Source organism: Paenibacillus sp. FSL L8-0638, from assembly GCF_038593075.1.
Lineage (GTDB): Bacteria > Bacillota > Bacilli > Paenibacillales > Paenibacillaceae > Paenibacillus > Paenibacillus polymyxa_D.
Window position 1 is genome coordinate 4687188 of sequence record NZ_CP151960.1, and the last position, 26784, is coordinate 4713971.

General features: G+C 47.9%; 25 protein-coding genes. 9 read left to right on the forward strand and 16 right to left on the reverse strand.

Annotated elements, in window-relative coordinates; genetic code table 11:
* Positions 1–260 precede the first annotated feature (260 nt).
* Positions 261–2060, forward strand: a complete 1800-nt coding sequence (locus MKY35_RS20790; RefSeq protein WP_342444730.1) for a M4 family metallopeptidase — start codon at positions 261–263, stop codon at positions 2058–2060.
* A gap of 130 nt (positions 2061–2190) precedes the next feature.
* Here MKY35_RS20790 and MKY35_RS20795 read toward each other — a convergent pair whose 3' ends face one another.
* Entirely contained in the window at positions 2191–2973 is a 783-nt protein-coding gene (locus MKY35_RS20795) for a WIAG-tail domain (RefSeq protein WP_342446684.1), read from the reverse strand.
* 113 nt (positions 2974–3086) lie between these two features.
* On the reverse strand, positions 3087–4250 hold the full coding sequence (locus MKY35_RS20800; protein WP_342444731.1) for a glycosyltransferase family 4 protein: 1164 nt from the start codon (positions 4248–4250) through the stop codon (positions 3087–3089).
* A 205-nt stretch (positions 4251–4455) separates the two neighbouring features.
* On the opposite strand from MKY35_RS20800, the gene MKY35_RS20805 reads away from it, so the two are divergent.
* Positions 4456–5583 (forward strand): YheC/YheD family protein, encoded by a 1128-nt coding sequence (locus tag MKY35_RS20805; RefSeq protein ID WP_342444732.1) that lies wholly within the window; start codon positions 4456–4458, stop codon positions 5581–5583.
* 88 nt (positions 5584–5671) lie between these two features.
* Positions 5672–6469, forward strand: a complete 798-nt coding sequence (asd, locus tag MKY35_RS20810; RefSeq protein WP_029518267.1) for an archaetidylserine decarboxylase — start codon at positions 5672–5674, stop codon at positions 6467–6469.
* 187 nt (positions 6470–6656) lie between these two features.
* On the opposite strand, the gene MKY35_RS20815 is transcribed toward asd, so the two are convergent.
* Positions 6657–7442: an AraC family transcriptional regulator gene (locus tag MKY35_RS20815; protein ID WP_061830088.1), complete on the reverse strand. Its 786-nt coding sequence runs from the start codon at positions 7440–7442 to the stop codon at positions 6657–6659.
* A gap of 180 nt (positions 7443–7622) precedes the next feature.
* Between MKY35_RS20815 and MKY35_RS20820 the strand changes: the two genes are divergently transcribed.
* The gene (locus MKY35_RS20820; protein ID WP_029518265.1) at positions 7623–8921 is read left to right on the forward strand and encodes an aminotransferase class I/II-fold pyridoxal phosphate-dependent enzyme; all 1299 of its coding nucleotides are present in this window, start codon (positions 7623–7625) and stop codon (positions 8919–8921) included.
* Positions 8922–9022: 101 nt separating this feature from the next.
* On the opposite strand, the gene MKY35_RS20825 is transcribed toward MKY35_RS20820, so the two are convergent.
* Positions 9023–9961, reverse strand: coding sequence for a HAMP domain-containing sensor histidine kinase (locus tag MKY35_RS20825; protein ID WP_342444733.1), 939 nt, complete (start codon positions 9959–9961; stop codon positions 9023–9025).
* 545 nt (positions 9962–10506) lie between these two features.
* Here MKY35_RS20825 and MKY35_RS20830 point away from each other — a divergent pair.
* Positions 10507–10623, forward strand: coding sequence for a hypothetical protein (locus MKY35_RS20830; protein ID WP_023990126.1), 117 nt, complete (start codon positions 10507–10509; stop codon positions 10621–10623).
* Between the two features lie 110 nt (positions 10624–10733).
* On the opposite strand, the gene MKY35_RS20835 is transcribed toward MKY35_RS20830, so the two are convergent.
* The 5 genes from MKY35_RS20835 to MKY35_RS20855 all read right to left on the reverse strand — a co-directional run bounded on the left by MKY35_RS20835 (position 10734) and on the right by MKY35_RS20855 (position 15516).
* Complete coding sequence (locus MKY35_RS20835) at positions 10734–11957, reverse strand: ABC transporter permease (protein WP_039272674.1); 1224 nt, start codon at positions 11955–11957, stop codon at positions 10734–10736.
* Positions 11958–11959: 2 nt separating this feature from the next.
* Positions 11960–12706 carry an ABC transporter ATP-binding protein gene (locus MKY35_RS20840; RefSeq protein ID WP_013311782.1) on the reverse strand — a complete coding sequence of 249 codons (747 nt, stop codon included), beginning with the start codon at positions 12704–12706 and terminating at the stop codon, positions 11960–11962.
* A gap of 18 nt (positions 12707–12724) precedes the next feature.
* Positions 12725–14116 (reverse strand): DEAD/DEAH box helicase, encoded by a 1392-nt coding sequence (locus MKY35_RS20845; RefSeq protein WP_342444734.1) that lies wholly within the window; start codon positions 14114–14116, stop codon positions 12725–12727.
* Positions 14117–14238: 122 nt separating this feature from the next.
* Entirely contained in the window at positions 14239–15018 is a 780-nt protein-coding gene (locus tag MKY35_RS20850) for an SDR family oxidoreductase (RefSeq protein ID WP_342444735.1), read from the reverse strand.
* Positions 15019–15057: 39 nt separating this feature from the next.
* Positions 15058–15516 (reverse strand): chemotaxis protein CheX, encoded by a 459-nt coding sequence (locus MKY35_RS20855; RefSeq protein WP_029518260.1) that lies wholly within the window; start codon positions 15514–15516, stop codon positions 15058–15060.
* 429 nt (positions 15517–15945) lie between these two features.
* Between MKY35_RS20855 and MKY35_RS20860 the strand changes: the two genes are divergently transcribed.
* The 3 genes from MKY35_RS20860 (at position 15946) to MKY35_RS20870 (ending at position 18613) form a co-directional block, all read left to right on the forward strand.
* A complete protein-coding gene (locus MKY35_RS20860) occupies positions 15946–16848 on the forward strand; it encodes a LysR family transcriptional regulator (RefSeq protein WP_023990132.1) in 903 nt (300 codons plus the stop codon).
* A gap of 60 nt (positions 16849–16908) precedes the next feature.
* The gene (locus MKY35_RS20865; RefSeq protein WP_342444736.1) at positions 16909–17718 is read left to right on the forward strand and encodes a histidinol-phosphatase; all 810 of its coding nucleotides are present in this window, start codon (positions 16909–16911) and stop codon (positions 17716–17718) included.
* Positions 17719–17872: 154 nt separating this feature from the next.
* Positions 17873–18613, forward strand: coding sequence for a GTP pyrophosphokinase family protein (locus tag MKY35_RS20870; RefSeq protein WP_340956733.1), 741 nt, complete (start codon positions 17873–17875; stop codon positions 18611–18613).
* 37 nt (positions 18614–18650) lie between these two features.
* On the opposite strand, the gene MKY35_RS20875 is transcribed toward MKY35_RS20870, so the two are convergent.
* A complete protein-coding gene (locus MKY35_RS20875) occupies positions 18651–19406 on the reverse strand; it encodes an alpha/beta hydrolase (RefSeq protein ID WP_342444737.1) in 756 nt (251 codons plus the stop codon).
* Between the two features lie 99 nt (positions 19407–19505).
* Here MKY35_RS20875 and MKY35_RS20880 point away from each other — a divergent pair, with 99 nt between their 5' ends.
* Positions 19506–20384 (forward strand): NAD(P)H-binding protein, encoded by an 879-nt coding sequence (locus MKY35_RS20880; protein WP_342444738.1) that lies wholly within the window; start codon positions 19506–19508, stop codon positions 20382–20384.
* 349 nt (positions 20385–20733) lie between these two features.
* Here the strand turns inward: MKY35_RS20880 and MKY35_RS20885 are convergent, their stop codons facing one another.
* The 6 genes from MKY35_RS20885 to sdhA form a co-directional block, all read right to left on the reverse strand.
* Positions 20734–21342 carry a GNAT family N-acetyltransferase gene (locus MKY35_RS20885; protein ID WP_342444739.1) on the reverse strand — a complete coding sequence of 203 codons (609 nt, stop codon included), beginning with the start codon at positions 21340–21342 and terminating at the stop codon, positions 20734–20736.
* Between the two features lie 51 nt (positions 21343–21393).
* Positions 21394–22134: a metallophosphoesterase family protein gene (locus MKY35_RS20890; protein ID WP_029518256.1), complete on the reverse strand. Its 741-nt coding sequence runs from the start codon at positions 22132–22134 to the stop codon at positions 21394–21396.
* A 104-nt stretch (positions 22135–22238) separates the two neighbouring features.
* Positions 22239–23183, reverse strand: coding sequence for a metallophosphoesterase (locus MKY35_RS20895; protein ID WP_039272680.1), 945 nt, complete (start codon positions 23181–23183; stop codon positions 22239–22241).
* Positions 23184–23247: 64 nt separating this feature from the next.
* Positions 23248–24057, reverse strand: coding sequence for an AAC(3) family N-acetyltransferase (locus MKY35_RS20900; RefSeq protein WP_039272779.1), 810 nt, complete (start codon positions 24055–24057; stop codon positions 23248–23250).
* A 171-nt stretch (positions 24058–24228) separates the two neighbouring features.
* Positions 24229–24996 carry a succinate dehydrogenase iron-sulfur subunit gene (gene sdhB / locus MKY35_RS20905; RefSeq protein ID WP_039272681.1) on the reverse strand — a complete coding sequence of 256 codons (768 nt, stop codon included), beginning with the start codon at positions 24994–24996 and terminating at the stop codon, positions 24229–24231.
* Positions 24997–25014: 18 nt separating this feature from the next.
* Positions 25015–26760, reverse strand: a complete 1746-nt coding sequence (gene sdhA / locus MKY35_RS20910) for a succinate dehydrogenase flavoprotein subunit (RefSeq protein WP_039272682.1) — start codon at positions 26758–26760, stop codon at positions 25015–25017.
* Positions 26761–26784 lie beyond the last annotated feature (24 nt).

A 26784-nucleotide genomic window follows, 5' to 3' on the forward strand; every position in this document is an offset into this window, starting at 1 on the left:
ATAAACAGTAAATCAGGGACTAAAGATTCATTTTGGGGTATTTTGTAAAATTAATCTTCTCGTTCGACAACCTCTGTGCTAATATCAGAGCCGAGACGATGAGATTACAAAAAAATAAACCTTAATATTTTACATAAGGTAATTTTTTTATCCAGCCTCTTCACGTTTCAAAGGAGCAACAAGACTTACATATATGACCCGAGGCTTCTGCAAACAGGGTGTTTTTTACCCCAACATTAATTAGGGAGAGTGAGTATGAATTGAAAAAAGTATGGGTTTCACTTCTAGGAGGAGCTATGTTATTAGGATCTATAGCGCCTGGAGCCTCCGCAGCTGAAAATTCTGTTCCCGATCCGACTCAGTTTACGCCAACATTCCAAACGGTGAACTGGAAGTCTCCTTCAACGGTAACAGGCGACAATCTGGTCTGGAGCTTTTTAAATCGACAACAAAAAACATTATTGAGTCTGGACGATACCTACATCGGTTCCCATGTGCGCGAGCAATTTCGTATCGTGGATCGCACCAGTGACAAATTTGGTACAAAGCATTATCGGTTAAAACAATATGTAGACGGAATTCCCGTATTTGGAGCCGAACAGACCCTTCATGTGAACAAATCTGGCTTAATCACCTCTTATTTGGGAGCTGTCATTTCAGAAGATCAACAAGCCAATGCCAAAGAAAATACAACTCCAAAAATCAGTGCTACTGAGGCTGTATATACCGCTTATAAAGATGCAGCTATACGGGTTCAGTCTCTCCCTTCCTCCGCCCCAATCGTTCCTGAACCTTACGAGGGTACAAGTAGTGTAAGTAAAGACACTTACGGAACAGCATCTAACAATGAATTTTCAATCTCTGTTGATAAGGACTCCTTGGATTTGGATAAAGCAGCTGAACTGGAGAACAGTACATTGGAAGTGGTAGAGCCTGCATCCTCTATTCCCAAGATTGCCAATCTGGAACCAAGCGTGGACCCTACAGCAGAACTGTACATCTATCCCGATGGAGACTCAACACGTCTCGTCTATGTAACCGAAGTTAATACTCTACAGCCCACTCTGCTGCGCACACGTTACTTTATTGACGCTAATGACGGAAAAATCGTATTCAAGTATGACATTCTTAACGAAGTAATCGGCACAGGGCGCGGTGTATTCGGCGATACCAAAACATTTGAAACCACAGCCTCGAGCAAGAAGTATCAACTAAAGGATACGACTCGTGGTAAAGGAATCCTAACTTATAACGTCCACAACACCGAGACGCTCCCCGGCACCCTGTATACAGATTCCGATAACGTATGGGAGGATCCGGCTGCGGTGGATGCCCACGCTTACGCTATCCGCACTTACGATTATTACAAGGATAGATTTGGACGCGACAGCATTGACGGGCATGGCATGGCTATCGCTTCGGCAGTCCATTACGGCGCAAAAAACTACAATAATGCCCACTGGGGTGGCACTCACATGCTTTACGGAGACGGAGACGGCACGTTATTTGCCCCTTTTAGCAGCGATCTTGAAATTGTTGCCCATGAGCTGACACACGGTGTAACCGAGCATTCATCAGGGCTCGTGTATTTCGCTGAATCTGGTGCATTAAGTGAAGCCATCTCAGATATTATAGGCAACGACATTGAGCGTACCAATTGGGATTTCGGCAAAGTCGCTTATACTCCTAATATTAAGGGCGACGCCATTCGCTCCCTTTCCGATCCTGCCAAATACGGTCAAGTCGATCACTACAGCAATCTCTATCCTGATCCTAACAACGAGGATTATGGTGGAGCCCATATTAATAGTGGCATTATTAATAAAGCCTACTATCTACTGGCACAAGGAGGCACCTTCCATGGTGTCAAGGTAGATGGAATCGGACGTGATGCAGCCGTATATATTTATTATAATGCCTTCACCAATTATCTGACTTCTACGTCTAACTTCTCCACCGCGCGTGCCGCTGTTATCCAAGCGGCCAAAGATAGTTATGGTGAAAATTCAATAGCCGTAACCTCTGCTATGAAGTCTTTTGACGCTGTAGGTGTGAGATAAGTGAAATAATACAAACTTCCCCGATATTACAAGTCTACCCCCTTCCCTCTTATGTATACGGCGTCCCACTATGGGACGCCTTTTTTCTACTATAAAGTTGATTATGGGCACTTATATTCCTGGCTTCTTATTATCGCCCCATCGCAATCCAAAGGACCAACCCTTCACATATCGGTCCCGAGTGTATGCGTTCCACAGTAAGTACTGCCGAATACCTCTGACGTTGTGTGACGGATACCATCACTCCCGGTATACTCGCATTGGCAGTGATTACATATTGTGTATCTATAAATGGCTTCTCAAATACAACGCTCACTTCGCCCCTATCTGCCCGTGCGGGGAGGTGAAAAGAAATGCTCCCATATTGAGGTGAAGCTATATGATCGTCAGAAGCCTCGTCACTGGTCGCTGATCCATCGTGAATGGCATTCAAGTCTAATTCTTCTTTCTCCGTATCGAAGGCTAGATCGATATCTTGCTCAGGCAAGATCACACGCTGCTTTGGGCGGTGTCTTCCTTCCGCAATGTGAATACTGGTTATGGAACAATCCAGTAATGAATCTTGCTCTGCCTGATCTTCCGTCGTAATAGACGGTTTATCGTTATCCATCCTGCATTCCGTATCTGACTCAGGCACAGACAACAGCAGTACAGATGCTCGATTCATCTGCATCGCTTCCTCTAGCGTTTTGGGAAGCTTATGCTTCTTCCACGCCGCTTCCTCTACAGCTTGAACGGAGGTATCCTTCTCTACAGGGGCAGGAACCGTTGCCGTTCCGCGCTGGCTCGGTCTAGGACTGCCGGAAGTCGAAGCCGCTTTTTCCTTGTTAACACGGCGGGAGGGAACCGCATTGGAAGGGTTACGCCGCGCTGTTCTTTTATCCTTAGGGCTATGGTTCGTACGATGGTTCATGGTGACCGCTCCTTTGGCACAGGAGTGAACCAGCGGTCGCTCCGCTTCATTCACCCGGCTGGGTATCATGGCTAATGCCTATAAGATAACCTATGCGCGTAACAGCGCCTACGTCACTCCGTTGCGCAGTCCGTTATAATTTGTGCCCAGCGTTGTGCTGAGTGCTGCCACAAAAATCGTCTCCGTACCTCGCCAAGTCCGGCTTCTCCCATCCGTCGTCGCAAGTCAGGTTGCTGGAGCAGCCTGATGATGGCATCGGCCATTTCCTGCTCACCGTGAGACGGATACACAAGCCAGCCTGTCTCGCCATGTTGTACTACCTCTGGAATACCGCCGATTCGTGAAGCGACCACCGGCACTCCTGCTGCCATAGCTTCCAGATTGACCAGCCCGAAGGCCTCATCCTTCACTGAAGGAACAACAGTCACATCGGCTAGCTGATATAGTGAGGCCAATGCTGGATGCGGAACATAGTCAAGGAATTGCATATGCTTCCCCAACCTTAGTTTACGCATCTGCCGATGCAACGACGCCGTGTACGGCGTGAGGCGGTCATGCCCGTAATAGGCACTACCTGCAATGAGTAGCAGTACGTCCGGGCAGGTGCGGACGACATGCCGCAGGGCCCTCAGTAGGCGGTGAACGCCCTTCCCTGGCATCAGTCTGCCCGCAAATAATACGATTTGGCGGCCTGACCAGCCGAAATCATCCAATCGCGCCGACCTGGCCGCTTCTGCTGCTGGAGTCCACCGTGGCAGGAAATCGCCAGGATGGATACCCAGCTTGTTTACGACGATGCGTTCCCTGACTGCGTCGGAACAGTCAGAAGCTACGATTGCCCCCAAATACGCACTGTTCACAATAATGCGATCCATCGATGCCAGTAGCCTACCCATGTCCTTCCGTTCAAGGTGAGGCTCCCGGATGAACGTGGTCGAATGCAAAGTCAGCACAACTCGGCTATTGGGCAAAGCCTCGCGAATGGCATACGCAACTGCCGGGCGGTTGTGTACATCTACTACCGCTGGTGACCATCTCTTTAAATCGGCAATCACCTCAGAAATATAACCTGCTCCCCGCATAAAACGCATACAGGGAATTCCGTCGACATCGCCATGATCCGATGCCTCTGCTCCCTTTATGCCATAGATCTGCGCCTGAAGCTCATGACTAGCCAGCGGTACCATGCGGGCAATTACCCGCTCCACAGAACTGCTGCGGGGCGAAGGTATAACAAAGGAGCCCGGTGTAACAACTGCTACCTTCGGCCTCTGCATCACCACACCTACTTTCTGACCTTATTCCAACACTCTGCAACACTCATCTTGTATCATATCGTCTGCCTCCCTGAAAGGTGCCTCGCTTCTAACTTTGGGCTTACCGCAAGGCTAGCGTCCATGCCTGGCCGATCTTTGATACATATGATGGACTACAATCACAGTATGATCAGTTGGAGTGACTACAAGGAGGGCGGACATACTCATGTTGCATGTCGGCGTCATGCTCAACCCGGCAACCTACCGGGGCATTCCCGCCATGAGGACGCGATATGAATCCATCGCCAATTACGAGGACGCCGGGTTAAGCTACGAGCTCATCCCCTGCTTTCTTCGTCTGGAGGATATTCATATAGCGACCGGAACATGCCGGGCTTTTGTTAAACACGGCAACGAGTATCGGCAAATGACTCTTCCGTTGCCGCCGGTCATCCACAATCGGACTCTCTATCGGCAAAATGAAAATGCTAGAGATATCAACAAGCTTGTACAAAAGGGATACTATATTTTTAATGAACAAAACCGTTTCCCCAAAGACCATATACATGCAATTCTGCAGGAAGACCCTCTGCTACGCATCCACCTCCCCAAAACCTTGCAAGGCAACCTTTCCTCCATCCATACCTTAATGAAAGAAACCGGAGATGTTGTCATTAAACCCAGTAGCGGTAGCGTGGGTAGAGGAATTATGCGTCTGCGGCATTCCCGCGGAGGCTGGACTTTGCAATGTGCACATCCTTCTATACCTGAGCGTTGGTCCACACTACGTTTGCATGTCGGAGAACTCCCGTTATTTCTACACAAACGACTGCTGCATGTGCCTCATATCGTACAGGAAACCATACCGCTTGCTTTGTACAACAATCGTCCGTTTGATATCCGTGTGACGGTTCAGCGCGGATATGGCGGTATCTGGGGTGTGACAGGCATGTTCGCTAAAATTGCTCCTTCCCACACCTTTGTCTCCAATGTGGCACAGGGGGGTACGGCCCGTTCCTTACTGGAGGTGTTATCACAAACAGAGACGGTTCAGACTTCGAACGCAGTCCGGCTGATGAATGAACTAGAGCGGCTCTCGTTACAAATCGTGCACCGACTGGCACAAACCCTTCCTCGTCTCGCCGATGTCGGTCTGGATCTGGGAATTACCCATGAAGGCAAGATTGTTTTTATCGAATGCAACGGTCGTGACCAGCGCTATGGCTTCAGCCAGGCTGGCATGCATAATGTCTGGAAAGAAACATACACTCAGCCGATGGCTTACGCTCGTTGGCTTCTCGAACGGATGCCTTCGTCAGATACCGAACGTTCACCAGGCCGTCCACTGTATTGATTTACGTCACATTCTGTGTCAATATAGTTCAGAGCGGCCGGACAGGTTCCGGCCAAGACGGCTCGGAAATGAACAAGGGGGATCTGTAATGGCAAAACAGTGGCTGCGGCTCATGACGGAGCTATCATCGCGCAAGTGGGTGTGCCGGATTGTGGGCTCCTTCGCGCAAAGCGGTGCAAGCCGACTTTTTATCCCCACCTTTATACGTACGTACCAGATCCAGACGCATGAGGCTGAACAGGAATGGAAGGAATACCGTTCTCTGAACGCCTATTTTACACGCAAATTAAAAGCGGGCATGCGCCCGATTGATACGAACGCCGAGGTGATGACCAGTCCGGTGGATGCACGGATTACTTTCACTGGCCCAATTACGTCCGGCACTCTTTTGAATGTCAAAGGGCAGGACTATACGCTGGAAGAGCTTCTTAACCGCTCTCCGCGTCTTGAAAAATACACACACGGTTATGCTTTTGTACTCTATCTCAGCCCGACGGATTATCATCGCATTCATGCACCAGTATCCGGTACGCTGGTAGAAAAAGAGCATCTGCGCGGCAAGGTATACCCAGTGAATGACTTCGGCTTGCAGCATATGCGAGCAGTTCTTAGCCGCAATGAACGACAGATTACGTACATCGCCCACGAATATGGTGAGGTGGCGGTCGTCAAGGTTGGCGCAATGAATGTGAGTAGCATCAAATATACGGATGATAAAGCCGTCTCATGGACAAAAGGAGACGATCTCGCCTATTTCGAATTTGGGTCAACCGTCGTTTTGCTAACTGAGAACGGTACGTTTGAGCCAGACCCCGCATTGAAGCTGGGGGATGTGGTGAAAATGGGACAACGTCTGGGTTGCTTTCGACATGATCCCAAAGCATAAGTGAATGTATCATAACAGGATTATAGCTACACATATGAGCATTGGGATCGAATGATATAAATTGCTCATATAAAAAAGGACCCGGCGTAATGGCTCGGGTCCTTTTTTTGGAATTTATCCTTTATATTTGTCATGCCTTACTCCCATTATGCCTAAATCCGAAACAGCTTGTCCACCGTCCATTGCATTAGCGAATCTCAGACGGACTTTTCCCCGTGTACTGCTTGAATTGGCGGCTGAAAAAAAAGATGTCACGATACCCCAAAGCCTCTGCCACCTCGGTCACATTCATTCCCGCATGCAGCAATAGATGCTGTGCACGCTCAATCCGCATGCTGATAATATGAGATTGCGCAGAAACACCTAGCAGCTCCTTGAATTTAATCGAAAAATAACGCGGTGACAGCCCTGCCCGTGCAGCTAAATCCTCGACGCGATGAGGAAGTCCCGGATGCTGACGCACGTAGTTGGCCGTTTCCCGAATGACCTCGGTGAGCTGGTTACTGGCCTGTTGCTCCTGCGGCTCCTTACGGTCCGCACGCAGCAGATGAATCATCAGTTGTTTCAGAATCAGCTTGCCTTCCTCGTCAGCTCCGTAAGCACGCTCCAGGCGCAGTCGAACGTACCTGGCAAGCATATGCTCTACCTCGAACGTTTCCTCCAGCATACGGTAGCTTGCAGGGATTAGCTTTGGTTGTTCGATGAGATCAAAATGAATATAGGTAAGTATGAGCGGCTTTTGCGGGTTATGTGTGGCACGGGTATCATCCCCCGGCTTGAACAGGAAGCAACTCCCCTTGCTCACCGGATACGATGTTCCGTTTAAGACCACTGTTCCTTCTCCGCTCCATACATAAAATAAATCATAGTTTGGCATCGGCTTCTCGCGTACCTGCCATTTCCAGCCCGGCTCGCACACAATTTTGGCGAAGGCCGACAACAGGATAAACGATGACGCAGATGTATCCAGCAAAATCTGCACCTCCTCTTGTTAATCTTTGGTTGTCCTCTATCCCGTTAATTTATAATATAAGCTCAGCGCCTTCATTAAGCAAAAAAATGCGTTTTTATGCTCCCAGATGCTTTTGCGTGACGCTTACCGTGTGTGATGCTATAATATGTAATCAAAATGACTTGGAAGGATGAAACGGGAATGAATCCACTGGCAGCGCAGTTAAACCAAAACATTCAGACAGGCAACGAGCATGTATATCAAATGCTTTCTCTTTTAGGGAAAGAAATTTATTTCCCAAAAGAGGGGATTTTGAGTCAATCCGCAGAAGCCGGGAAGCTTGCTAAAAAGTACAACGCCACGATTGGTATTGCTACGGAAGGCAATGGTCCTATGCATTTGGAGGTCATTCAGGAGAAGCTGTCCGCTTACAATCCCAAGGATTTATACCCTTACGCTCCCCCTGCGGGCAAACCTGAACTTCGTAGTGTATGGCGTGACAAAATGCTGAAGGAAAACCCTTCATTGGCTGGAAAAGGTTATGGCCTTCCCGTAGTTACGAACGCGCTGACCCATGGTTTGAGCATCGTTGCCGACCTGTTCACGGATGAAGGGGACGCTGTCATTTACCCAGACAAAAACTGGGAAAACTATGAGCTGACTTTCGGTATTCGCCGTCATGGACGTTTGGTGAATTTCCCGTTGTTCACAGAGGATCAACGTTTTAATAGTGAAGGATTACGCGAGGCGCTACTGGCACAGAAAGAATACGGCAAAGCAATCGTTGTGCTGAACTTCCCGAATAACCCGACGGGCTACACACCGGGAGTCGAAGAGGGTAAAGCGATTGTTGCTGCCATTCAGGAAGCCGCAGAAGCAGGCATCAATGTCGTAGTTGTGACGGATGACGCTTATTTTGGTCTGTTCTTCGAGGACTCCCTGCATGAATCACTATTCGGTCAGTTAGCTGGACTTCATCCGAGAATTCTACCCGTCAAAATTGACGGAGCTACCAAAGAAGAATTCGTTTGGGGCTTCCGTGTCGGGTTTATTACCTTTGCTTCGGAACATCAGGATGTACTGAGCGCACTGGAACAAAAAACATTAGGGATTATTCGGGCAACGATTTCGAGCGGTCCTCACCCATCTCAAACCTTCGTCCTGGATGCCCTCAAATCACCCGATTTTGAACAACAGAAAAATGAAAAGTTCCAAATTATGAAGGGGCGGGCTAATAAAGTCAAAGCGTTGCTCGATAGTGGAAAATACGGAGATGTATGGAGCTACTATCCTTTCAATTCGGGTTATTTTATGTGCCTTAAGCTGAACGGCTTGTCCGCTGAACGACTGCGCACACATTTGCTGGAACAATATGGGGTAGGAACAATTGCGCTGGGTGAATATGATCTCCGAATCGCATTCTCATGTATCGAGGAAGAGTATCTGGAAGACCTGTATGACATTGTTTACCGTGGCGCACAAGATTTGTTGAACGCATAATATGTAACAGATTCAATATAGCATCATTAGCGGTATGCCGGATGTTGTGGCATACCGCTTTTTAATGGGCTGAACCATTGTAAGTCACACTTCGAAACAAACTATCCTTCAGCAGCGAGCATTGATTCTTGTGCGAGTGGCAGCAGGATGACTACCTCCGTTCCGACTCCGGGCTCACTCTCATAGTGTATACTTCCGTTCATGGCTTCAATGATTCGAAAGGAGACGACCGTTCCCAGTCCCGTTCCTACCTCTTTGGTTGAAAAAAACAAAGTACCCACTCGCTCCAGATGCTCCTGACTCATGCCTTTTCCTGTATCCCTAATATGCAGACATGCCTTCTCTTCCTGAATCGCCAGCTTTATGTATACCCTGCCTCCATCATCCGCAGCTTCGATCGCATTTTTCGTCACATGTATTAACGCCTGTAACAGCTGATTACGATCCATATGTACGTATATTTCATTCCTTAGCTCAGTATACAGTCTTACGCCTTGCTTGGTCGCCATCGGTTTCAAAAGCAAAACAATCTGTTGAACCATGCCAGACAGATCCATCAGCTCTGTGTTCCCAATTTGCGGTCTGGATAAGTTCAGATAGTCGCTAATAATTCTTTCAGCCCGATCGACCTCTGCTAGTGCCAAAGCAATATATCTGCGATTTTTCCCTTCTAGCCCTGACTGAACCATTTGCAAGAACCCTTTAATAACGGTCAATGGATTCCGTACTTCATGAGCCATAGAGGCAGCCAGTTCACCTAACGTATTCAGATGCTCAGCATATTTAATCTTTCTTCTCATGTCTTCCCGTTCCAAACTAAACTCCATCCAGAAAGAGGAGGCTCCAATGCTTAGGAATTGAATCATACCGAACCAGAGTATTGCCCGGATCAGCTCGATCTCATCCTTATCTAGCCTTCCATTGACCCAGGAATGTATTAACAGAAATATAAACATGGCAATACTGGTCCATATACTCATTAGCATATTCATGCCCACCCGAAGCAATATACTATTGAGCTGCATAAATTTTTTTCTCACCAAGAGAGGCCCCAAATAACACAACATCATGCTGGGAAAACTCACCACTATAGACTCAGGATCTATATACATACGAGCCATCACCATCAACGTTATATTCAGAAGCCCTGCCCTAGGACCAAAATATAAAACAGAAAGGATCAGAGGAACATATCGGAGATCCCAAAATAGTCCATACCAAATATACGAAAACATAAGGCAAAGCACAGAAGACACACCCAGCACCCCTCCCATAAGCAACGGGGTATGTTTCATATGCCGATGATCTGACAAAGCGCTATATACCAATAACGGTACAAACACAAGAAATATGTTCACGAGCAGCTTATCTATCAGCATCTCGTCTTTCCCACTTTCCAAGTGATAATGATTACGTACTTCTTCTATTCTCGACAATACGTGTCTTTTCCTCTCTCCTCCCCTATATCTGATGAAAAATATAAGGCGATTCGGCAACATACCTGAGCAATGGCCCACGCAATCTGAAAATCCACTTCATAAGATACGATGTATCCTTTATCACAATGACCGAGAGGAGAATGAGCATGGGAGCAGAAGAAACAAGAGGCGGTTACGGTGGTTACGGCGCATTCACAAGCACAGGAACAATTCTGGTACTGTTCATTTTATTAGTTATCATCAGCAAGACGATCTTTATATAAGCTGACAGATATCTGCACCCACGGCTATGATAGCAGTACAAAAAAGGCTAATTCGCAAGCAGCAAGTGCTGCCTGCGAATTAGCCTTTACTTTATTCACATAGATATAAGTTACACTTCTTCCTCATCCTGACCGTCCAAACGCCATTTTTTGGCTTGAGCGCCTCGTAACAGGAACACTACTGCAACTCCCCCAAGCAACGTGAGCAGTGTAGACAGTAGATCTTCCGTTCCTTTTGCCAGAAAAGGAAGCCACAGAACCACAGCAGCCGGCAACGTCAACCGAACAACAAAGTCGAGAAAAGACGCACGACGACTATGCGCAGGAATCGGATACAACTGAAGCCATAACGAATCCTTATGATACTGCCTTAGTGAAGTGACCTGTACACCAATGAGGAATATGAAAAATAAATATACTGCAATACCAATCCAACTAGCATGGGTGATATATATAATTAACAACCCCAGGATCCCGAGTCGAATGACAATACCTGCTGGCTCTGTGCGCAGGAATGTCTTAAACAGCAGGTAACGATACGCTCCCCTTCTGTTCCAAGGTATGTTACCTCCCAACCAGGATAGCCAACGGCGCGGCGTCACTCTCTGCGTAAGGGCGGGCACATCGACAAACCAGCCCAAAGTGCGCATCACCCGAGCAGCCTGCATACCCTCTGTACGAATCAGCTTTTCCCAAGCCACTAGCAGCTTGACCGGAAAACGCAGAACAAGCACGTACACCACACCGACCAATATGATAAATGGTACGCTGTGTAGTGGAGGCTGCCATAGCCATGCGGCTACCATCAGCACAGCCAACACCCACCGAAGCAGACGATAGCCTATACTCCCGCCAATCGATACCATACGAAGCTCTTGCCAGCCGCCGTAGCTGAATAGCAGCTTTAATAGCACGAACAGTAGCAGGGTCAGTAGCAACGGCTTAGGCGCGGAATCACTGCGAATATACAGCGGCCACACGATAATAGACAGCAATAGCAAACCGAATATTTTATACACCACACCCCGAATCCGGCTGGCCTTAAAATAATAGTGCATTGCGTGCTCCTGTGGACGGAGAAAAACAATATCCGCTGCGTTTAAATACGTACGAAAGCTCGCATGAGCAATCGGAATAGCCACAATAAGCATGATCCAGCGGATGGGCAAATCCGGTGGAGTATGCATTAGTAGCGACGTGTACCATGCGGCAAAGGCAATCAGTGCAAAGCCGAACACCACCGCCAGACCGCTCTGAATGACATAGCCCAGATAAGGCAACACCTGTCCCCAGAACGCTACACGTCTTTCTTTATGCAGACGTTGCAAATCCATGCTCATTCCCTGCCCTGTACCAGCTCATAAAATGCATCTTCCAGCGGCATGCCCGGCTTACCCGCCTGTGCTGTCACTTCGTCCAGCGTACCCTGCGCAATGATGGCACCCTGATGAAGTACAATGAAACGATCGCAATAATTTTCAATCGTGGACAAAATATGAGAACTGAGTAGAATGGACGAACCCGAACGCTTCATCTCTAACATAAAGTCAAGCAGGGAACGAATACCAAGCGGGTCCAAACCCAAAAAAGGTTCATCTATGACATACAACGGCGGTCCCGCTAAAAATGCACACATAATCATCACTTTCTGGCGCATCCCTTTAGACAGGTGCATCGACATACTTCCACTTTTATCCCGCATACGGAACAAGTCCAGCATTTGATCACTGCGTGTGCGGAAATCTGCTTCGCTAACTCCGTACGCTCTGGCCGTGAATTCCATATGCTCCATCACCGTCATTTCAGGATATAGCTCTGGAGATTCAGGTACAAAAGCAATGGCTCCCTGATATTCCTCGGGATTTTCATCCTGCTTATGCCCCTGCACACGAATTTCTCCGGCCTGCGGTGTCATCAGGCCCAAAATATGCTTCATGGTCGTACTTTTCCCGGCCCCGTTCAGACCAATCAGTCCTACCATTTCGCCCGGTTTCACATCCAGCGAAATCTGATGCAGCACCGGGCGCTTGGCGCTATATCCGCCGGTCAGTCCGTTAATTTGCAACACAGGCTGTTGTTCCATGGCTCCCCCTCTTCTCCCTTACTCGTTCGGTTTTGATCCTTTTTCCTTCAGCCATCTTGGTGCACCCTTGTTTTTGCGATCACGCTCGCGCTGTGCTTTTCCTGCTTTGAACAAGGCTGCTCCTTTGCTCTTGCCTGGAGCTGAACCGTTCGCGGAATTCCTGCCAGGACGTCCATTTTCGGCACGAACAGGTGCCTTTCGGTCCTCCGCCGATGCTCCGTTAGATAAGGATCTAGCCTCGGAGGGTCTTACAGGTGCACGCTTGGCATCCGCCGGACGCGGCACGACTACTCGACCTCCATGCAACGCACGCTCTGCGATGTCAATGCCCAGTTCACGGGAGAACTTACGCATGATGAACGTTTCACGGTCGGTGACAACCGATGCCACCAATCCTTTGCGTCCCATCCGTCCTGTCCGTCCTGCACGGTGAACATAAGCTTGACTATCCGTAGCCGGATCAAAATGAATAACCATTTCAAGGCCCTCAATATCCAGACCACGGGCTGCCACATCCGAAGCGACCAGCACTTTGAGCTTGTCCTCGCGGAATCGGGCCAACACATTGCTACGCGTGACTTTATCCGCATCTCCATACAAGGATGCCGTAGTCAGCCCCATATGCTTGAGCTTGGCCTCAATCTCCCCGATGGCATTGGTTGTATTCACGAACACCAGCGCTTTTCTCGGATTAAAATGACGTACCAGACGGCGCAGCATATCCACCTTATCCCGTTCTTCGGATACAAAGTAATAGTGTTCCAATCCACTGGCCGTCTTCTGGTCGGGATCAATCCCAATTTCTACGTATTCACGCATCTCCCGTTTCGCCAGCGACTGAATCTCGTCGTTCAGCGTTGCGGACAGGAATACCAATTGACGATCGCGTTGGGCCGTGCCCAATATATTGGTTACATCGCCTGCTCCGCCGAGCTGGAACATCTGATCCACCTCATCGATGACAATGGCTGTAATATTGTGCATTTTCAACTTTTTTGAAGCGATGAGTTCCCGTACACGTCCTGGTGTGCCCACGACAAGCTGTGGATGATCTTTGAGCTTTTCGATTTGACGTTTGATAGCCGCCCCACCAATCAGACCGAGTACACGGATTCCGCGATGCTCTCCGTAGCGTTGACCCTCACGTACAATTTGCATAGCGAGCTCCTGGCTTGGAGCCAGTATCAGCTTTTGCGTAGCCTTTTTCTGTGGATCAATCGCTTGTAACAGTGGCAATAAATAAGCCAGTGTCTTGCCTGTGCCAGTTTGTGAGCGCGCCAATACATGCTTTCCCTTCATTATTTCCGGTATAGCCTCTGCCTGAACTGGCGAAGGCTGTGTAATTTCATGCTCAGTCAGTTTGTCCAACAGATCTTGTTCAACGCCGAGCGTTTCAAAATTCAATGTCATGAAAAGGTCCAACCCCTATACGTAAATTCGTTACTCTCCATTATATGCGAAAATAGCCCTGTTACCAAATCACAAAAATAAAAGATGTCCCTCACCATAGCTAATGGCTTACGGGACATCTTTTATTTCTTATTCATCACACCATGACCCAGCCTATCGGTCAGTCTGGGAGCTAACTGATAAAGCTTGAGAAAAGGAGATACCCACCGTGGCAGATTAACCTCCTCCTTGCGAAGCTCCATCGCTCTTACAATATGCCGTGCCACCTTATCAGGTTGTAGCATAAACCAGCTTACATTTCGAACATATCCTCCTGAAGGATCTGCCAACTCAAAAAACGGTGTGTCGATCGGCCCGGGGTTAATCGTCGTTACAGTCACTCCACTCCCGCGCAGCTCTTGCCGGAGCGCATTGCTGAAACCGAGCAAAGCATGCTTCGTCGCCGTGTAAGAAGACGATTTGGCTGTTCCGATTTTCCCGGCCATTGATGCTACATTGACAATCTGTCCAAGGCCCCGCTCTGTCATTTGTGGCAGAAACGCCTTGATGCAGCGAACAACACCCATGTAGTTCACGTCCATCATTTGTTCAAACTCCGTCAGGTCGGTTTCATTAAAATACTCAAATTTTCCGTAGCCCGCATTGTTAAGCAATATATCGACCCGTCCGTACTGTCCCAATACTCGTGCTGCAACAGCCTCTACCTGCTCCTGGCGGGTGACGTCCAGTTGAATAAGCTCATGTCTGCCCCTGATTCCCGCAGATACTTGCTTCAGTCGCTCCTGCGAGCGTGCTGTTAAAATAGGAATCGCGCCCTTTTCGCTTAACAACTGAGCGCAAAGGGCGCCAATCCCACTGGATGCACCTGTAATCACAACTATCTTGTCCTGTAGTATACTCACGCTCATCCCTCCACATTAAAGAAACTTGCTCCTTTAATATTAAGAGATCATCACCTGAATATCCAGCTCACCGATTCCTTCCACCGTGAGCGGAATATAAAGGGCACGCTGAGGCACAAAAGTGGTCAAGTTTTCTGATTTCATGACCTGCGGAGGCGTAATATCCACGACAATTCCCTGACTGGACAAAATCGTACTGGCATTACCACTAATCATATTGCCCAATTCTGAAATTGCGCTTTTTCCCATCTCATCAATTTCAGTCAACACAAATCCGCCCATCATCGCTGATACCATACGTAGCGCCACCTGTTCATTCAGGCCGAACACAATATTTCCGCTAAGCTGTCCGGTCATCCCGATCATAATCCAGATGTGGTCGTCCACCAGCTCGACATTTTTCACACCAAGATTTCCGGATGAAGGAGATACTTGGATCAATTGTTCAATGACCCGTCGCGCCGACTCCAAAAAAGGATTTATCACTTCTGCCTTCACGATCAAAGCGCCCCTTTACGATGGGCTTTTAGACACACAACAAAAGTCCCATTTAAATTAGAATTTTTTAATTAAATATTACTGTAAAACGAATCGATCCTCATTAAAATGCTCTCTATATCACTTATCGACAGCTACCCGGTAATTTTTTATAGCTAAACCACAAAAAATGTGAATAATGTCCTATATCTTTACTTCTTACCGGTTTTAGATTGATTATTTTTGAAGGATATCAGGACTTTAGTCTTTATTTCCCAATATACCACACTTTAAGGTGCTCTGCTTCGATTCATTGCCCTTCCTGCTCGAATAACCTATAATTTAATGAAATAAAGCATAACGACGGTTTTACATATGAACCTATGGATTGGCTAAAAATATTCATTCTATACAGCTGCGATAAGATTAAGAAAAGAGAGGAGGAACTTCATGAACATCAGTCAACTCGAAACACTTATCATGATTTCCAAAACGATGAGCTTCCGCAAAGCCGGAGAACTTCTCAATTTGACGCAGCCGGCGGTGTCCGCCCAAATTAAAAGTCTAGAGGATGAGTTCAAAACCATCCTGATTGACCGCAACCAGCCTGTCACCCTGACCGACCGGGGAGCTGTTTTTTTGGAACATGCCGAGCGCATATTAGAGGTTGTTGAGGAATTAAGACAAAAATTGTACGATCTAAACGAAACACCACAGGGTCACATTGCGCTGGGTACCACAACATCCATCGCTATTCAAATTTTACCGCGCGTGCTTTCCTACTTTCAGGATCAGTTCCCTCTCATCAAAACCTCCATTCAATCCATGGCTTCCTCCATGATTTATCAGCAGGTGGAGAACGGACTTATTGATGTTGGCATCGGCTATCTGATCGAACGTAATCCTAATTTAAGCACTTCGGTTCTGTATTACGATTCCTTTGAGCTAGTCGTGTCTCCTACTCATCCGCTGGCTTCACAACCACATGCTACCATTGAAGCCCTTCGGGAAATTCCGCTGATTCTGCTCTCTCCCGATACGGTGGGACGAAAATTCGTAGACGATGTATTTAAAAAGCACCAAATCGTGCCTCATGTCGTGATTGAGTTGTCCAGCAGTGAGGAAGTCAAACGGATGGTCGAAATTAATCTCGGTGCGGCCATTATTTCCAGACTATCGGTCACTTCTGAACTGCGTGCAGGCACATTAAAAATGATCCATATTCCTGAGCTGGAAGTTAGTCATCCGGTAGGAGTGATTTATAAATCCGGCCGATATCTAAACTCAGCCATGCAGCAATTTTTAAGTGATCTGAAGGGGATGCCGGAGACGAATTTCACCAGTTCTGAATAACGTAATTCGCTATGAACAACATACGCAATATAAACCCTGATTACGAAAGGAAGACAGGCTATGAAATTTGATCTGCACACCCATCATTTCCGCTGCGGTCATGCAGACGGAAACATTCGAGATTACATTGAAGCAGGCATTCAGTCGGGGTTACAAGCGATTGGTATTTCGGACCATTCCCCTTTCCTGGGCAGCGAACAGGATCAGGCTTTTCCTAAAATTTATATGGCCAAATCACAGCTTGCTGAATACGTAGAAGAGGTACAACAGCTTAAAAAAGAATACGAAGGCCGTATTGACGTGCTCCTCGGATTGGAAACGGATTATTTTCCTGATTTTGCTGAATTATATCGTTCCACTCTAGCTCCTTATCCATTTGATTATCTCATTGGGTCGATTCACAATGTCGAAGGGGACAGCATTTTTAACCGTAACCGTTGGAACAAATTAAGCGACGCTCGTAAAATCGAGGTCAAACAAGCCTACTATGCGCTCATTCAGGAATCTGCGCGAAGCGGCATGTTTCAGATTTTAGGTCATATTGACGCAATGAAGGGGAACTTTCCAGCCTTTTCAGACATTCCTGCTGATGTAGCCATTGATGAAACCTTGCAGGTAATTGCGGAATCCAATGTGGCGATTGAAATTAACACTTCGGGTAAAACCAAACTGAGTGGCGGATGGTACCCGTCTGCTTCTATTTTAGAAAGAGCGCACCATTTTGGTGTGGAGGTTACTTTTGGTTCGGATGCCCATAAACCTTCGCGGGTAGGCGATGACTGGGAAGAAGTAAAGGCAATGCTGAAGGATATCGGCTTCCGGGAATGGGTCTATTTTAAAGAAAAACGTAAAATTTCTGTGGCGCTTTAAAATTTAGGGTAGGGATTGCCGCTCCGCAAATCATTTGATCATACGAACGCTGCTGCAATGGGATTGTTGGGAACTTTAAATTATAAGGTAATATCCCATTGCAAAGGCGAACGCTTAGCAAGATTATGACATCTATGTGTGAGGAGAATTACATATGCACTTGGAAGATCCTATGGACAAGCTCAAAAAGCTAAAGCATGACATCACGCGATTTATGCTCATTTATAAATTTGCGCTCGACGAAATGGAAACCAAGATTGAAATATTAAAGCAGGAATTTCAAGCATTACACGATTACAGCCCTATTGAGCATACCAAATCACGCCTTAAATCTCCTGAGAGCATCATGAATAAAATGATTCGTAAAAATAGCGAGTTATCGCTGGATGCTATCAAAGATCATATCAAGGATATCGCCGGCTTGCGTATTACTTGCTCTTTTATTTCTGATATTTATGATGTCAGTAACATGCTTCAGAGACAAAGTGACTTGAAGGTACTGGAAATTAAGGATTACATCAAGAACCCCAAGCCGAACGGTTACCAGAGCCTGCATTTGCTGGTTCAAGTTCCTGTATTCATGTCGGATTGTGAGGAGCTAGTCTGCGTAGAGGTGCAAATTCGAACCATTGCGATGGATTTCTGGGCCAGCCTGGAGCATAAAATCTTTTATAAGTACAACCAGTCCGTTCCCGAAAGTCTGACACGTGAATTAAAGAACGCAGCAGACTCCGCTAATGCGCTAGATCTCCAAATGGAGCGACTGCATCGTGAAATTAAGGAGATTAAAGACGCTAGAGGTGAAGAGGACTCCATGGAGGAGCTTCGGAAGATTATGATTAATAATCAGCAAATTACGGTGCCGGCCAATTTCTTGAAGCTTCTAGGAGAGTAAGATTAGGCGGTGCTCCACCGCTATGCGATTGATTGGTTCAACGAATCGCATGCTTGTTCAAAAATGAAAGAATAGAATCATTGATTAAGATCGGCTTCTCTCTAAGCATGTGCGGTCGATGACTACAACCCGGAACAATTAGATAACGTGAGTCTTGGGCCCTTGAGCATAATTCCAGGAGTTGCTCTTCTGTGGCGAAATCGTCATGTTCACCCGCGATAAATAATGCAGGGCACGTAATGCTACTTAACTCACTACGTGTCAATTGCGGATATTGGCGCCAATCCTGTGCGCTCTGACGCATAAATTCTTGCCAGTTCCCCTGATGTGCCTCCTCATGCCGTTCCATCATTTGATGGATCATTTCATAACGTTCGTTTTTGATGAGCCACTCTGGTTCAAATTCATCTGCCCCCTCAGGACATGCGACTCCACTACAGCCTATGGTCGTAACGGTGGCGAACATTTGAGGGTGCTTCACCGCACAGTATAAAGCCACATTGCCTCCGCAGCTGTACCCAATAACATGGGCATTGGAAATATGTAGCGCCTCCATAAAATCAATTACATCTTCTGCGAGTTGAGGGGTGCTCCATTCCAGGCTATCACATTTTGTTCTGCCATGACCCCGGTGGTCGGGAAAATAACATGTATACTTTTGCTGAAAATCAAGTAATTGAGATGAAAAAGCTAGAATTCCTCTTGAATAATGACTGTGCAAAAATATGACGGGTTCTCCTGCCCCCATTTTTTCGTAATACATTTCTAAATCCTGAATCTCTACGTATGGCATATGATCCTCCTTTTTTTCATTGCGTCCTGTATCTTTTACATTCATTAGTCCGTCTATCTTAATATAAATGAAAACCATTCTAGGAGGAGTGATGTAAGTATGAAAAAGATACTTGTACTGGGTGGAACGCGTTTTTTTGGCAAGAGACTGGTGGAACGTCTGCTAGAGAGTTCCGAGAACTCCGTTACCATCCTCACACGGGGCCAAGCAAGCGATTCGTTTGGTGACCGCGTTCAGCGGATTTGTGCAGACCGTACCGACCCGCAAGCGCTCGCTGAGGCCGTAGGTGAGCAAGTGTGGGACGTTGTTTATGATAATATTTGCTTTTCCCCAGATGAAGCCAGCGAAGCCTGCCGCATTTTTGATGCTATAGCCAAGAGGTATATTGTGACCTCCAGCCTATCCGTCTATGATTCGAGCCCGGAAGTGCTGACAGAGAGCATCTTTGACCCTCAGGCTTACCCGGTTCGCAAGGGCGGGAAGGACGATTTTACATATCGGGAGGCTAAACGGCAGGCAGAAGCAGTTTTTATGCAGCAAGCTACATTTCCTGTAGTTGCTGTTCGTTTTCCGATTGTATTGGGGACTGACGATTATACGAAAAGGCTTCACTTTCATATCGAACATGTTCGTGAAGGAATAGAATTCGGAGTCCCTAATTCCGCAGCACAAATCTCATTTATTCGTTCCGATGAAGCCGCAGATTTTCTGTTTTGGCTTGGTCACACTCCTTTAACAGGGCCTGTAAATGCTTGCTCCGACGGTACAGTGAGGATTGGAGAGATCATTTCGATCATTGAGCAGGTAACTGGAAAACAAGCTGTGATGAAAGAAAAAACAGCAGACGAGCACATGTCTCCATTTGGTATTACACAATCGTGGTACATGGATACGTCCAAAGCCCAGTCAGAGGGGTACTCATTTCTCTCCCTAAATGAATGGCTTCCAGAGCTGGTAACCAGCCTGAACCGTTCCTAAAAATCATAAAAAAAAGGGGACCCGAAGCTTCGGGTCCCTGCAATATATATGATTCAAAGGGGGTCATGTTTATGTTGTACCCACTCTATGTTAAAGTAACTTTGCAGTTATGTTTCATTTTTGTAACAAAATGAAACATAACTGAGCCCAGGCAAGGCAAGAAGACCACTCGCCGCCACAGAAATAGAGAATGCCCTACTATAGGATAATAAAAAAAGAGGACCCGAATCATCGGGTCCAGCAACATATATTATTCAAAAGGGGGTCATGTCTGTATTGTACCCGTCCTGTGTTAGAGTTGTTTTGCAGTTATATTTCATCTTTGTAACAAAATATTCCAATGTTATTTCTACGCATAATCCCCTTGGGTCAGCGAAAATACCAATACACTCGGCACCTCTCCTGAGGGATCATAGGCACCAATGGTACGCAGCAGACGCATCTTATTTTTAATAAGCACGCGCATGGAAGCCTGATTATCCTCTTGGCAACGACTTTCGATCCGCTGGAGCTTCAAAGATCCGAAACCAAAATTCAGCATTTCTCCTACCACTTCTGTACCCAGCCCCTGTCCCCAAAAAGGACGATCCAGAATATAGCCCAATTGTGCCTCCCCCGTTCTTTCATTCCATTGCTGAAAAGAGACGATACCGAGCAACGGTGAAGAGGTAAGCTCATTGGATTCACTAAGTAGATTGCTTTCTCCTGTATTTCTCGGATGCCATTCCACCGCAAAATGCAGAGAATCCAGAGAATCAGCAGATATTTTAATTTGCGCAACCAGACGCCGCATTCGTGCATGGACTGGCTTGCGAATTCGATTCACATATTGGATCACCAATGGATCGGATAGGATCCGTTCCAGCGCGGGATAATCCTCCGTTTTTAGCTGGCGCAATCGGACTCGGCGGGTGTAAAGCTCCGGTAGCCCAAGACGAAGCATTTCTCTGGTCAGCACAATGTTCCCTCCTGCGGATGGATTGGCTTTTAGAAATGAATGTTTCCATACTTAATCCAGGTCCTGAATCCCGCGGTAAATTCCTGTACGCAGCTCTCGAATATAATACGGCAAAGAAGGCACATCAGCTTCCTCCGCTTGTTTTACCGCCAGTTCTATATCATAAGGTACACGTACAAAATGAATGGAGAAGGACGTAGGCTGCTCCTCTCCCATCTCCCCCTCTAAAATGCAGTAGGAAGCCTGCGTAACATCCAACGGATTCCCGACACTGCCGACGTTAAAAAGTGTTTTCCCCTGAAAATGCTGGATAAAAGCATTGTGCACATCACCATATCCCACAACATCCGGAGCAAAAGCAACTTTTCCATTTTCTTCTGCTAACGGATCGAACATGGCAAGCCGTTTTTCCGGCTCATCCCATGGCTGCACACGGTGATACACACTTTGCGGCGAGGCATGCACCAGACGGATACGGCGTCCGCTCATTCTGAAATCATAATGAAACGGTAACTGTGCCAAATACTGCACTCGTTCTGCCCCCAAGCGCTCGGCTTGCCAGCTAAAATTGAGATCATCCGTAATACTGACCAGCTCATCCCAATTCCCCCGCACGACCACTTCACAACGTTGACGGACAGCATCCAGAACCTCGCTCGGGCTAGGCCCTTTGCCGATCAGATCCCCCAAACAAAACACACGGCTAATGCCTCGGGAAGCAATATCCTCCAGCACCGCCTCACAGGCAGGCCAATTGCCATGAATATCTGAAATGACAGCAATACGATCCATCTGAACCTCACTCCTTTGTCCGAAACGACTACATCTCTACACTACATTCAAGCCATCTTTATGTAGTTCCAAACTATATGACGAAGATGAAAAAAAATCATGGCCTATTGGCCGGATTTTAGTGTAATGACACTAAGCTCCGGTCTGCACAGCACCCGTATTGGCAAATGTGTCATACCAATGCCTCGGCTGACATACAGTGGCATTCTATCCGTTCCCACATGAAATAATCCCTGAATGTACTTGCGTCCACCCGGAGGCGGCATCGGTGCTCCAATGACAGGCAAACGTACCTGTCCCCCATGTGTATGTCCTGACAATTGAAGATCAAAGGACATTTGTGCCGCCACATCTGCATAGTCCGGCTCATGCATCAGTAGCAGCTTGCACATCTCATCAGGCAGTCCGTGGATGGCACGCTGCGGATTGGGCTTGCCCATGATGTTATCCTCCAAGCCGACAATGGCCACACGTTGTCCCGCGCGCTCTACAACCGCATGCTCATTTCTCAGCAGTGTAAATCCGGTTTTTGGATATAGCTCCTGAACGCCGGCGGGTAAGCCTCTATAATCATGATTGCCCAGAATAGCAAACTTACCAAGGGTAGCGTGCATGGAAGCCATAACTGGAACAGCAGCCTTCATGGATACTGCATAGTCATCCACAATATCGCCTGTAAAACAGAGCAAATCTGGCTTCAGACCTGCTATCCGGTCCGCAAGCTCGCGTAGATCCTGCTCATCCATGTGAAAACCCAAGTGCACATCACTAAAATGTACGACCCTGATTCCGTCAAAAGCAGACGGAAGACGAGGGATAGACAAGTTGAAGCGTGTAATTTCCAAATGATTAGGCTCCCATAAGGAAGCATATCCTCCAGCCAGAAGCGCGGTTCCGGCTGTGGCTAAAGCCGCTTTTTTCAAAAAATGGCGGCGCGAAGGATTGGCTGGTTCATTTGAAACGGAACGCCGCGAAGAACCGGGAGGGATAGCGGCCCCCTGATGCGGGCCATCCTGACTCTCGCGGCGGGTGTGCGGCGTCTTCTCCATATGCGTTCCCCCTTGCGATCTATTCCTTGATCTCACTTATTCGAATTCTTACCGTCCAGAAGCTTTAGCGATGGGTGGACAACCACTGCTCCGCATAGTCGACCAAATCACGTTGCCTCGCGAAAAAACATGAAGCCTCCCCAATGTTCACCCGCGTAAAAGCTGAGGGACAGTCCCGTTCAAAATCAAGTCCCAGCTTCTCAAAGTCATCTGAGGTAATATTAAAATCCTGAAAAGATACCCACGCTTTTGCTCCATCCACCATCATAGGAGCTTGATGGGTGATCACTTCACGTCCATTGTAGGCTGTTCGATATTCCGCCAAATGCAAGGACGTGTTGCTGTCATGTCCGCAGCCCAACAGCACTACATAGGCATCTGCCTCGTACAGCTTCGCCAAGGGCGAATGCTCACCCAGTCCAAAGTCGAGCTCATGAGCTGCCAGTAATTCCGAAGCTGTGGGTCCACGTGCCGCCAGAGAAACATGCGGATGCCCGCTGCGCTTGGTTCCCGGCAGGCCACGGAACGTTTCTACAATGACGCCCATCCCTCCGGTCAGCGTCCAGGCCGGATCATAAGCGGGCATTTCCTCGCGTACCAGTTCCCACCATGACTCATCCAGAGGCGGGTTCATCCAAGTCGAGGGATCAGTCAAGTCATGTGACTGTGTCGGCATCACCAGCGTCCCTTCCGGGCCAACTGCTTCGGTTAGTGCGGCAAGAATGACCGAGGCCCCGCCTGGAACAAAGCGTCCAAAGCTGCGCATCGACGAGTGAACAAGCAATGTCATGCCGCTCCGAACCCCCAGATCCTCTAATCCCTTCAATACATCCGACCTAGTGACAGGTCGATTCGTTATCGGTTGCACAGTCACCTGTCCAGCCTCCTTTTCTCCAAAAACGATACACAATACCATAATTATACCATAACTGCTATCCCGCGCTCCTTCCTCCATGTTACCCTCCATCATTCCTGAGCGCAAAAAACAGGCTTTCTCCAGTTTGAGAAAAAGCCTGTTTGGGCATAACCTATTCGCTGTCTAGTGCTATACAGTCAGCCAGCGCTTGAACATATGCTTGGTCGTTTCCTTGTTCATTTCGGCAATAGAAGTGGTCAACGGAATGCCTTTCGGGCAAGAGCGTACGCAGTTTTGTGAGTTCCCGCACCCTTCCAGCCCGTCGTCCGTCATCAACGCCTCCAGCCGCTCTTCCTGATTCATTTCCCCTGTCGGATGGCTGTTAAACAGGCGAACCTGAGATATCGCCGCAGGTCCGATGAACGTCGTCTTCTCGTTGACGTTCGGGCAAGCTTCCAGACAGACACCACAGGTCATGCACTTGGACAGCTCATACGCCCACTGACGCTTCTTCTCTGCCATCCTAGGACCAGGTCCCAGATCGTAGGTACCGTCAATCGGAATCCACGCTTTGACCTTCTTGAGCGCATTAAACATCCGGCTGCGGTCGATGACCAAATCCCGAACTACCGGGAACGTGTTCATCGGCGCGATCGTAATCGGCTGCTCCAGCTTATCGACGAGCGCTGCACAGGCCTGACGCGGCTTGCCGTTAATCACCATGGAGCATGCTCCGCATACTTCCTCCAGGCAATTCGACTCCCAGCACACCGGAGCCGTCTCTTTACCGTGGCTGTCCACCGGATTACGCTGAATTTCCATCAGCGCGCTAATCACATTCATCCCCGGACGATAAGCCAATTCGAATTCTTCCGTATAGGGACTGGCTTTAGGATCAGCTTGACGGGTCACAACGAACTTCACTGTTTTATTCGACTTCACTGCTTGCTCCGACATCTAATACACTCCCTTCCGTTATTTGTTCTTGGAATAATCCCGAATGCGTGGCTTGATCAGCGAAACATCCACCGCTTCATACGAGATTTGTGGTCCTTCCGGTGTCCAGTCCGCAATCGTCGTTTTCAGGAAATCCTCATCGTTGCGATCTGGAAAGTCTGGTTTGTAATGGGCCCCACGGCTTTCGTTGCGCAGCAGCGCACCTTTAGTCATCGCTTCAGCCAGCTCCATCATATTCCACAGTTGCCGTGTAAACGCCGCACCCGCATTGTTCCAGCGCGAAGCGTCATTGATGTTAATGTTAGAATAACGCTCCTTCAGCTCCTTGATCTTGTGGATCGTAGCTTCCAGCTTGTCATTATAACGAACCACAGTCATGTTGTTCGTCATCCACTCGCCCAGCTCTTTATGAAGAACATAGGCATTTTCTTTTCCGTCCATATGCAAAATACGCTCATACTTCTCCGTCTGCTGATTGACTGCGGCATCAAATACGGAGGACGCTGTATCCTGTGCAGATTTTTTCAAGCCTTTGATATATTCCACAGCCTTAGGTCCAGCCACCATCCCGCCGTAAATGGCTGAGAGCAACGAGTTCGCACCCAAACGGTTCGCCCCGTGGTATTGGAATTCACACTCACCAGCCGCGAACAGGCCCGGTATATTGGTCATCTGATTGTAATCGACCCACATGCCGCCCATTGAATAATGAACAGCCGGGAATATTTTCATCGGAATTTTGCGCGGATCATCACCGACGAATTTTTCATAAATTTCAATAATGCCGCCCAGTTTTACATCCAGCTCTTTCGGGTCCTTGTGGGACAGATCGAGGTAGACCATGTTCTCGCCATTAATACCCAGTCCATCATCAACGCATACACTGAATATTTCACGTGTCGCAATATCGCGAGGGACCAGATTTCCGTAAGCTGGATACTTTTCTTCGAGGAAATACCATGGCTTACCGTCCTTATACGTCCAAATACGACCGCCCTCTCCCCGTGCCGACTCGGACATGAGACGCAGCTTGTCATCACCTGGTATAGCCGTCGGATGAATCTGGATAAACTCACCGTTCGCATAGCGTACGCCTTGCTGATACACCGCACCGGCAGCTGTGCCCGTATTAATGACGGAATTCGTGGTTTTACCGAAAATAATCCCGGGCCCACCAGATGCCAAAATAACTGCATCCGCCGCAAAAGTCTTCACTTCCATCGTACGCAAATCCTGCCCGCAAATCCCTCGACAGATGCCTTCATCGTCCAGTACAGCCTGTAAAAACTCCCAGTTTTCATACTTGGTCACCAAACCCGCAGATTCCCAGCGCCGTACCTGCTCATCGAGAGCGTACAGAAGCTGCTGTCCTGTCGTCGCACCAGCAAAGGCGGTCCGATGATGCTGGGTACCGCCGAAGCGGCGGAAGTCCAGCAGTCCTTCCGGTGTCCGGTTAAACATGACGCCCATGCGGTCCATGAGATGAATGATCCCCGGAGCCGCTTCGCACATCGCTTTTACCGGAGGCTGGTTGGCCAGAAAATCCCCGCCATAGACCGAATCATCAAAGTGAATCCAGGGGGAGTCTCCCTCACCCTTGGTATTTACCGCACCATTGATGCCACCTTGAGCACAAACGGAGTGGGACCTTTTGACCGGAACCAAAGAAAATAAATGAACGTGAACTCCCGCCTCTGCCGCCTTGATCGTAGCCATTAGACCTGCCAGACCGCCGCCCACGACAATAATGTTGGATGCTGCCATTTCTGCTCACTCCTTTTTTTCAGG

Coding starts and splice junctions, on each gene's coding strand:
- MKY35_RS20795 (WP_342446684.1), bottom strand. CDS start 2,973: ATGAACCATCGTACGAACCATAGCCCTAAGGATAAAAGAACAGCGCGG.
- MKY35_RS20800 (WP_342444731.1), bottom strand. CDS start 4,250: ATGCAGAGGCCGAAGGTAGCAGTTGTTACACCGGGCTCCTTTGTTATA.
- MKY35_RS20805 (WP_342444732.1), top strand. CDS start 4,456: ATGTTGCATGTCGGCGTCATGCTCAACCCGGCAACCTACCGGGGCATT.
- asd (WP_029518267.1), top strand. CDS start 5,672: ATGGCAAAACAGTGGCTGCGGCTCATGACGGAGCTATCATCGCGCAAG.
- MKY35_RS20820 (WP_029518265.1), top strand. CDS start 7,623: ATGAATCCACTGGCAGCGCAGTTAAACCAAAACATTCAGACAGGCAAC.
- MKY35_RS20830 (WP_023990126.1), top strand. CDS start 10,507: ATGGGAGCAGAAGAAACAAGAGGCGGTTACGGTGGTTACGGCGCATTC.
- MKY35_RS20835 (WP_039272674.1), bottom strand. CDS start 11,957: ATGGATTTGCAACGTCTGCATAAAGAAAGACGTGTAGCGTTCTGGGGA.
- MKY35_RS20840 (WP_013311782.1), bottom strand. CDS start 12,706: ATGGAACAACAGCCTGTGTTGCAAATTAACGGACTGACCGGCGGATAT.
- MKY35_RS20845 (WP_342444734.1), bottom strand. CDS start 14,116: ATGACATTGAATTTTGAAACGCTCGGCGTTGAACAAGATCTGTTGGAC.
- MKY35_RS20860 (WP_023990132.1), top strand. CDS start 15,946: ATGAACATCAGTCAACTCGAAACACTTATCATGATTTCCAAAACGATG.
- MKY35_RS20865 (WP_342444736.1), top strand. CDS start 16,909: ATGAAATTTGATCTGCACACCCATCATTTCCGCTGCGGTCATGCAGAC.
- MKY35_RS20870 (WP_340956733.1), top strand. CDS start 17,873: ATGCACTTGGAAGATCCTATGGACAAGCTCAAAAAGCTAAAGCATGAC.
- MKY35_RS20875 (WP_342444737.1), bottom strand. CDS start 19,406: ATGCCATACGTAGAGATTCAGGATTTAGAAATGTATTACGAAAAAATG.
- MKY35_RS20880 (WP_342444738.1), top strand. CDS start 19,506: ATGAAAAAGATACTTGTACTGGGTGGAACGCGTTTTTTTGGCAAGAGA.
- MKY35_RS20890 (WP_029518256.1), bottom strand. CDS start 22,134: ATGGATCGTATTGCTGTCATTTCAGATATTCATGGCAATTGGCCTGCC.
- MKY35_RS20895 (WP_039272680.1), bottom strand. CDS start 23,183: ATGGAGAAGACGCCGCACACCCGCCGCGAGAGTCAGGATGGCCCGCAT.
- sdhB (WP_039272681.1), bottom strand. CDS start 24,996: ATGTCGGAGCAAGCAGTGAAGTCGAATAAAACAGTGAAGTTCGTTGTG.
- sdhA (WP_039272682.1), bottom strand. CDS start 26,760: ATGGCAGCATCCAACATTATTGTCGTGGGCGGCGGTCTGGCAGGTCTA.